This window comes from Pedobacter sp. 01N416, from assembly GCF_056399685.1.
Genome location: NZ_JBFTRT010000640.1, coordinates 1 through 2,674 on the forward strand (window position 1 = coordinate 1; position 2,674 = coordinate 2,674).

3 protein-coding genes are annotated in these 2,674 nt (G+C 32.9%); 1 reads left to right on the top strand and 2 read right to left on the bottom strand.

Translation table 11 applies throughout. The features are described from left to right. Positions 1–103: 103 nt before the first annotated feature. Positions 104–1,006, bottom strand: coding sequence for a MerR family transcriptional regulator (locus AC1DND_RS25135; protein ID WP_477585272.1), 903 nt, complete (start codon positions 1,004–1,006; stop codon positions 104–106). A 177-nt stretch (positions 1,007–1,183) separates the two neighbouring features. Beyond that, on the bottom strand, positions 1,184–1,459 hold the full coding sequence (locus tag AC1DND_RS25140; protein ID WP_215127552.1) for a hypothetical protein: 276 nt from the start codon (positions 1,457–1,459) through the stop codon (positions 1,184–1,186). A 288-nt stretch (positions 1,460–1,747) separates the two neighbouring features. On the opposite strand from AC1DND_RS25140, the gene AC1DND_RS25145 reads away from it, so the two are divergent. Beyond that, a complete protein-coding gene (locus tag AC1DND_RS25145) occupies positions 1,748–2,488 on the top strand; it encodes a LytR/AlgR family response regulator transcription factor (RefSeq protein WP_477585273.1) in 741 nt (246 codons plus the stop codon). The last annotated feature ends 186 nt before the right edge of the window (positions 2,489–2,674 follow it).

Here is a 2,674-nt window from a genome sequence, read left to right on the forward strand (position 1 = left end):
GTGTATGGGTAGACGCAGTTCTTTACCAAGAAAATAAATACCATAAGAAAAGCTGGTACTATACAACTTAGTGGTAAGCCGGCTACAATTGGCAGATAGTTGATCAAAAATTTCTTTCATGTAAAAAAGGGTATTGTATTGTTTTTTCAAATTCATCGAGCGTTTTAAACCAGTTGATGTGGCCGATATTGTTTAGTTTACCAATAACATCACTATTTCCCGCAAGATGGATCTTAGCGGATGAGCATATTTCAGACAATTGATCTATGTATTTTTGTGCGGCAGGTTCTAATCTTGACTTTATCATAAAAAGCAAAACATGACCTACATTTAATGTGGAAAATATCCACTTAATTGAATCCAATGGAACTTTGCTGCCTAAGAAAATAACTTGATGATGATGCATCCTCAGCATATAACTGGCAAAAAGCAGCCCAATATCATGATCCTCGTCTTCCGGTAAAAAAAGAAGCCAACTTTCGCCAGCATGCCTTGTTAAAGGAAGATTATTGATATGTGTAAATATTTTTTGACGGATAATGTTTGATAAAAAATGCTCGTGTGCAGGGCAAATATCGTCTTTTCGCCACATTAAGCCCAAACGGACCAATAATGGATACATTATTTTCCGGTAGCAATCAGAAAGTCCCAACTGATCAATGCTTTGATCAATTAAATGATTAAATGAGTGCTCATCAAAAGCCAAACCATGCCTAATGAGTTGCGAAACATAATCTGTCTGCTCATCATCAGTAGGATATGAGAACTGTTGGTCGAGAAGTTTATCAATCGCTTCATCAGAAAGGCTGCAGATTTTAGAAATTTTTAAACCGCTTTTATTTAAGCTTACGATGTTTAATAGTCTTCGAAGCTGCTTATCATCATATAAACGCGTATTGCCTTGAGATCGCATCGGACTCAGTGCATTGTACCGCTGCTCCCAGATCCTGATGGTATGAGAATGGATGCCCGAAAGCTGTTCAAGATCTGAAATAGAATAAGTCATTATTTTGTTTAAATATATTCAATAAAATTTAAACAAAAAGAAGAAAAAAAAAGTTTTTACTAAAATGCCCTAAATATATCGTCTGATATTGCAACGCATCGCAATAATTAAGTTCGCATGAAATACCTGCTAAACACAGTAAATTTTAACTACTGATTAAAGGCATAAAGTAAGCGGTTAAAATACTTTTTCGGTAAGCAGTACACCTCTTTCACCATTTCCTGTTTCAATAGTATGTACATTTTTATAAGAATGGCTAAAGAAATCGTAGCCATGTTCCCTTTGTTTAATAGCAACCGTACTTAGCGGATAGCTTAAGTTAGTTTGCATGCACTGTAAACTACCGTTAGCCAGTAGCAGAAAATCACAGTCGTAACCTTGCTCCTGTAGTTCAATAACCTTTTTGGTAATAGACACGTTTAATCTATTGGCGGTGCGGGTTCTATTTTTCATGGGATATTGTTTTAGGTGATTAGGGATGATTATTTTGGTTATTAAATATATCTATTAATAACTACGATTCAAAATACAATATATTGTTATACAAGTAATTAAATAAATTTGTTTTATTCTTTTTGTAAAAACCTTCATCATCGGTTTTCGCTGATCATGTTTCTTGCATAAAAAAACATATACATATCATATTTACTACAAAAACCAACTAAACATCGTTGCAGGCCTAAAATAATTTCTTTATTTAAAAAGCAACCTATAATTTCGTTTAACCTTAAAACACGCCTAATGAAATTAACATGTATCGTAATTGATGACGACATTCACGCCGTCAACGGTATAAAATCATATATCAATCATCTTGCAAACGTTCATTTAATAAACTCGTATACAGATCCGTTACAGGCATTAAACGAAATTACAGCAGGAGATAACGTTGACATTGTTTTTATAGATGTTGATATGCCTATGATCTCGGGCTTAGAATTATCAAAAGCAATAAGGCATAAAACAGACAAATTAATATTTACCACCTCCCACTCTAAATATGCTTACGAGGCTTTTGAAATGTATGCYAGTGCTTATTTATTAAAACCATACACTTTTGCCCGTTTTGCTGAAACCATAAATAGATTATTCCCTTATAGCCCGAGTGTACCAAACCTAACAGTTAAGCAAGATGATGATTATTTTTTTGTTAGGAATAAAAGCGAAAAAAATAACTTAATTAAAGTAAGGTACACCGACATTGTAGCCGTAGAAAGTCTTCAAAACTATGTACGCATTTTTACCATAAACGAAACGATTGTATCATACATTGCGTTATCAGAGATAAAAATCATTTTAAAAGACTATCAGAATTTTGCCCAGGTACATCGCTCATTTATCATAGCCAAGAATTATATTGAAAAGGTAGAGGGCAATACCTTAAAAATGATCAATAATCTAACTATTAATGTAGGAAATAGTTACCGTGAAAGCATACAGGACTATATTAAGGAGAAAACAATTAAAACAAACCGATCTTAAACTAATTTTTTAGTATTTTAGTTATCAAAAGAAGCAAATTACCAAAGTTTCTTTGTTAACCCTATGTACCCGCTCCCAAATTAACTTGCTAAATGAACTTAATAAGTAGGAAAAATAAATTTCACAAAATTCTAAGCTGGATATCAGATAAAAAACTCCACATTATATGTTGGACCATATTTATAT

Coding starts and splice junctions, on each gene's coding strand:
- AC1DND_RS25135 (WP_477585272.1), bottom strand. CDS start 1,006: ATGACTTATTCTATTTCAGATCTTGAACAGCTTTCGGGCATCCATTCT.
- AC1DND_RS25140 (WP_215127552.1), bottom strand. CDS start 1,459: ATGAAAAATAGAACCCGCACCGCCAATAGATTAAACGTGTCTATTACC.